Annotated in this window: 5 protein-coding genes; all 5 read left to right on the top strand. The window is 32.1% G+C overall.

Annotation, left to right across the window (positions count from 1 at the left end; genetic code table 11):
- Positions 1 to 876, top strand: an 876-nt coding sequence (locus tag B0A66_RS22110; protein ID WP_165766671.1) for a TssN family type VI secretion system protein, incomplete at its 5' end; no start/stop codon positions are given.
- Between the two features lie 14 nt (positions 877 to 890).
- Entirely contained in the window at positions 891 to 1,946 is a 1,056-nt protein-coding gene (locus B0A66_RS22105; RefSeq protein WP_123868284.1) for a LysM peptidoglycan-binding domain-containing protein, read from the top strand.
- 13 nt (positions 1,947 to 1,959) lie between these two features.
- Positions 1,960 to 2,439, top strand: coding sequence for a DUF4280 domain-containing protein (locus B0A66_RS22100; RefSeq protein WP_089052009.1), 480 nt, complete (start codon positions 1,960 to 1,962; stop codon positions 2,437 to 2,439).
- 14 nt (positions 2,440 to 2,453) lie between these two features.
- On the top strand, positions 2,454 to 4,580 hold the full coding sequence (locus B0A66_RS22095) for a C40 family peptidase (RefSeq protein ID WP_089052008.1): 2,127 nt from the start codon (positions 2,454 to 2,456) through the stop codon (positions 4,578 to 4,580).
- A gap of 1 nt (position 4,581) precedes the next feature.
- Positions 4,582 to 5,757 (top strand): hypothetical protein, encoded by a 1,176-nt coding sequence (locus tag B0A66_RS22090; RefSeq protein WP_089052007.1) that lies wholly within the window; start codon positions 4,582 to 4,584, stop codon positions 5,755 to 5,757.
- Positions 5,758 to 6,018 lie beyond the last annotated feature (261 nt).

Here is a 6,018-nt window from a genome sequence, read left to right as displayed (position 1 = left end):
AGCTACAAAAAGGTATTTTACCCGTACATTTTATCGTTTGTACTTTTTTATGCCCTGTTAGTTTTCTTTGGGCATAACAAATTATTTTCCGAGGTTTCAGATGAATTTCTTTTCTACGAGGTGGTTTCCTTTCTCATGGGAATATTACATTGTTGGCTGTATCAAAAAGGTTTTAAGCAATTTGGTAGCACCAAGATTGGTATAGAAGTACTTTTTGGTACATTGGTTATTCTGTATTCTAGTGTACCGTTTATCATTATCTACACGACCCTCAACGGAATATTCTTTACCTATCTCATGTGCATTCATTTTGTATTGTTCTTGTGTCCAACAGGAATTAATATTTCATTTAATCTGATGATGCTCATTCCACCGCCCGAATACGCTACCTGGACGCCAAAAGCAAAATACGATGATGTTACTGACGAAGAAATGAAGGATGTGATGCTCATTACTTTTGTAATAAAAAGAGGTTATTACGATCAGGAACCCATTTCTATGCGAGCTATTGCGCCTGTGAGAGTCGAATTTGGACGTTTGTTTATCTTAACCTTACAAGGTTATAATGAGCACAATCCCGAAAATGAGATAGAATTAATCCAGCCAGAAGGACAAGACTACAATTGGGTCTTTTTTATCGAAAACAAATGGCATCAAAAACAAGGTATTACCCCCAATGAGCATGTAGGCGCAAATCCAATTACAGAAAACTCTGTGGTTATTTGCGAACGCAGAAGGAAAAGAAGCGTAAAAGAAGTTCAAAAAATCATTAAGTCTGATGACATAATCTATGATGCCCGCATGATGAATGAAACAGCTAAGAAAGTGCAAATAGAAGGTATAGAAAATAGCAAATCAGTAAAAAAAATAGAATAAAAATATAATGAAGCATGAAGAATTTAAATTATAACCTATATGAAATTCAGCAAGGTGATACTTTAGATAGTATAGCAAGGAAATTGGATGTAGAAGTTCAGGAGCTTAAACAGTATCACAATATTCATAGCGAGCTTGAGAACTGTATCGGGAGTAGACTTCCACAACATCTGAAATTTATAATTATACAGGATGAAAGGGAAAAAGAAGCATTATTAAAAAACAAAAAACCGGAACCGGTACGTTTTGTCGGCAGTGATTTTATTTTGCCTTTTCGTCCTCATAACCTATACACAGAATATTCGGTAAAGTATACTATCGAAAAAGAGGGTACAAAACAAACATTACGTCAGTATTACAAACTCACTAGACTACAATCTCAAACAAATCAAAAGGATTATCATTTCATTCAGATCAATAAAATTTCTCCCTTGTTGATTAATGAAAAAGTAGCTCAAAATAGAGCACAACAAATAGCAGAGCAAATCGATCAGCTTTTGTTTCCGCTTCGAATTGTGGTGGATGAATGGGGAAAATGGATTGATCTTAACAGTTACTACAAAATAAAAGCACGGTGGGAAGAGAGAAAAGAAGAAATCAAAGAAGCTTACCAAGGCGTCGTTTATGATAATATAGTTGAAAGTATTGAAAATATAATTAAAGATGACGATACACTATTAAAATACGTATCCAGGAATTGGTTTTTGAGAGCCTACTTTAATGGAATTCATGAAAAATATACGCCAGAATTAGAAACGATTAAGAATCTCTTTTTTCCGTGTATTACAAAAATGAAAAATCAAAAATTTCATATTATACAAAAAGTGGCTCCTTATCTTGATGATTCAAACCTGATTGAAGTTACCCAAAAAGGAACTTCAGAAAATGAGTTTATCAATGGAAGTTATAATGCAGCTTATTTTTTAAATCCTAATAATTACAGTATAGAATATTTTACGGTGGAATGTGACCTTAAGAATAGGAATCAGAAGATTATGATTGAGGTTAAAAATCTAAATGAAACAAAAATTACACCACCTACCGGAATATCACTTTTGGTTAAAGATTAAAAACAATTGAGTTATGAGTAAAAAACATGTAGTAGTTCAAGGTGCAACCTTGAAATGTAAATTTAGTGAAGATCCACAGGCAACAGATATATTAAAAGTAAAATCGCAAAGTAAACACTACGCCAACGACAAAGATTCTGATAAAAAACTAATTGCCACGACCAAAGAAATTGGGCAAACTTTAGAAAAAAACACCTTTGGCAATTGCAAAATGCAACCCCTTGGTAACAGCTTTAAACCTTGTCAGACCATGATACAGCAATGGTCTGGTTCTTATGAAAAAGTAACGCTGAGCAATCAAGGAAAAATGCTTATTGAGGACAGCAAAGCGACCTGTCCTTTTGGAGGACCTGATTGTATCGAAATCACAAAACACGGACAAATCGCAGAAGTGAGTCAGCAACAAATCGATAATGAAGATAAGGAATTATTGGAGCAAATTTGCCCACTAATGTTTGATGAATTGGTAAGCAAAGGTGTTTTTTATAAATAATTAAGAAGTAAAAAATGGAAAAAGAAATAAATATAAAAATAATTGGAACCTTAACTCCAGAAGTGGGAGTTGCTGAGCAATATACTGTAAAAAAAGAAAATGAACCTTTTGAAATACAACCCATAACACTGGGTTCAGATTGGAATGATCCGGAAATAAAATGGTTTGTTCATGTTAGAGATGCCGGTAAATGGCGTTTTATTGATGATGGAAAGAAAATAGGGAAAACTGTAGATTTTACATTTTCAGAAATAAGTCAGGATTGGGAAGAAGTAGTAATAATCGTTCATGCTTATGGTGCAAAAGATATGATAAATATTAAAACTCAACCGGCAGCAAAACCAAAAATTACCTTTATAGAGCTTCTCGATGTACACAAAAACACACCCAAAAAAGCCTTTGCTTACGGGAACTGGATTATTGCCCGTGTACATTGTGTAGGTATGGAGTTGCGCCCTATTGTAGTGACTTTATGGGAAGACGATGGCAATGATAAAAAAAATATTAAAATAGAATTAAAAAATAGATTTATAGAACGTGGTTTTGTCGATGCCAGATTTTATTTGAATCCAATGCATGCGGATTTAGCCAATAGTAAAGCTGATAAAGGAGAATCTGACGAAGGGCAATTTCATGAATATTATATAACAGCCGAAATTGAAGGAAAAGCGAAATCACAAATAAGTACCGAAAACACTACTGTCGCTAATCCGCTGTATCTGGAGAAAAAACTTGCCGTAAAAAATGAGATTTCTACCGATATTCAACAGCAAGTGATTAATAGTTTAATGATGGTTGATGTTAGTGGAGAAGATCCTGATGGTGTATGGACGAAGAAGGAGGATACTTGTGTTTGTAAAGATTTCAATTTTCATTGGAGTAATCAATTAACTTGTAACGAGAGAAAAAAAGTACTTGATGTTTGTGCCAATCTCTGGGGAGAAGCGAATAAAAAACAAAAAGCAAGCGAGCTTATGTCTATTATCCATCTTGAAACAGCAGGAACTTTTAAACCTTCTACTGATAATGGAGTTGACTTCTCAGGTCTTATTCAGTTTAGTGATGCTTCAGCAAAAAGTTTAGGTACGACAAGAGCAAAGTTAAGAGCAATGTCATTTATTGATCAAATGAAATATGTTGAAGAGTATTTTTTCAAGAAGAGAGCTTTATTAACCACAATGACCGATCTTTATTTATTGGTTTTAAAGCCAAATGCAGTAGGCAAGGGGAGTGATCCTACTTATGTTGTTTTTGATGAAAATATTTCTGTACCAGATGGAGACGGAAGTAATACAAGTTCCGAACAACGTAAAATAAACATAGGCAAAGAACCTTGGGTAACCAAATACGGTTATGCTTCAAATCCTTCCTTTATGAAAGGTGCGGAACATACACAAAGGAAAAAATGGGTATATTTAAGACAACGTTTCGAAGATCGATATGGATTTATTGGTGGTAAAACTACAGTTGCAGAAGTTACTTCCGAGTTATTAGAGAAGCATTATAATCCAGGAGCAAATCAATTGTTTCAAGGGGAATGCCCGAATAGATTAGAAGAAAAAAATAAAAAAAATAGTAATGAGAGAGCACCTTGGATGGAAATTGCATGGGAGGAATTTGAAAAGTATAAAGGATTAAAAGAAGAAGATAGTCCATTAAAAGAAAAAATAAAAGAATATTTTAACGAAGCAGGATATGATGGCGATTATAGAGGCGCCTGGTGTGCTTCTTTTGTAAATTGGTGTTTTAATAAAACTTCACTTTATAAGAACACAAACTCTAAAGGAGCAATAGGAGCTAGGGATTGGGGGATAGAAGGAAATAAATATATTGTAGGTTCTGGTAAGGATGGATGGCCAAATGGAGAAATAACAGATGCTTTTATAGGTGCTGTCGCTGTTATAAAAAGCCATTCTCATGTTGTCTTTATTATTGGATTAAATTCTAAAGGAGATTATGTGAATTTAGGTGGTAATCAAGGTTCAAATGTTACAGGAAAACAAAAAATTTGCTTGGGATCAATGCCCAAAAGTGATGTTCTTTACATTATGAAACCAAAAAATTATATTGTACAAGAAGAAGAAAAAAAACTTCCATTTTATGATATAGACGAAATTAATAACAGTAAATCTACAAGATAAGATGAGTAAAACGATTATATTATTTTTGGCAATTTCTTTATTTTCATGTAATAATTTACAAAAAAAAGAATTGTCTAGCAACGTTGGAAGTCGTAAAGATTCTTCTAAGAAAAGTAATACCGAAATTGAAAAAATACTAGAGCGCCAATTAAAAGCTGGAGGCTATAGTACTTATTATGATACTGATTATGCTTTTTATGAATATGATAAGACTGATTTAGACATAAGTTTGCCACCTATAATAAACCTATTATTTCATTATGGCTATAAGCGAATAGACGAAGAAGTATTCATAAAAAAGATCCAAACAATTTTTGGAGTTGCTAACCGTTATGATGATATTTTTTATATAAATTCTTTTGATAAATGTTTTAAACCTCAAAAAATAAATTACTACGATCTAGATGGTTTCAGAAAGGATTTATATTTCAGTATAGAGAATAAGATAATTTTAAATTTATATTCTCTACCAGAAATTATTGACTACCAAAAAGAATATCCAGAAATAGCATCAAAAGAATTTAATTTTCCTAACGAGGTAACTAGAAATGGAAATACTGAGAAAATATATTTGACTAAATGGAAAGACATTACAGATTTGGCTGAACAACGAACTAAAAACATCAGTATTCTTGTCAATCGTAATAAATACCTATTCAATGATAGTAAGGCAAGTTTCGTTTGGTTAAAAACTCATGACAAATTTTTCTTAGAATCATTGGTAAAAACCTTTGGTTACGTTCAGGATAAGGACTTATTAAAATGGGTATTAGAAAAAAATCTTTTAAAAAATGGTGAGGATGATGTAGAAGAGTTTGCAAAAATTCTATGGACTAGAAATTGTGATAATAAAATTGAAGTTCATAAAGAAGTCTTCGATTTCATGTTAACCCAAAACGAGATTGAAAGAGAGAAATATGCGGCCAGCTTATTACTTTTTCGGGATTATTATAAAAATAAGGGAAATGATTTAAGCTTTAGTGAGTTAACTAAAATTAGAGCGATAGTCTGTTATTATGGTACAAAAATGAGTGATAATTACTTTTATTCTTTTTTTCCTTATCTACATAGTGAAAAATATGCAGAAGAGTTTAAAAAGAATAATTATTACAATATATCCGATTTTAAAGAGCTTTATGAAGACGCTAAATATGGAGGGATTAATGAACCATACTAGGGATTGTTGGGTTGTCAAAATTCGTAGATTTTGAATAGCAAGGTGCTCTAAATACTAAAATTGATGTTATTACAACAGAAGCAAATGGAAAAACAAACTAAGTTATTTAGAAAAATAATCATAATGTTGTTCACCGGTATATTTTTTAATGCACTATTTTCATGTCAAGAAAATAAAAAAGAATTAGGTGTTAAAAATAATACTTACAAGATTAAAAAAAACAAGAGTACTGAAATTGATATTGACTAGTCCTAAATAATC

The organism is Flavobacterium hercynium (assembly GCF_002217285.1).
GTDB classification, from domain to species: Bacteria; Bacteroidota; Bacteroidia; order Flavobacteriales; family Flavobacteriaceae; genus Flavobacterium; species Flavobacterium hercynium.
This window is presented reverse-complemented; position numbering and strand designations above follow the sequence as displayed.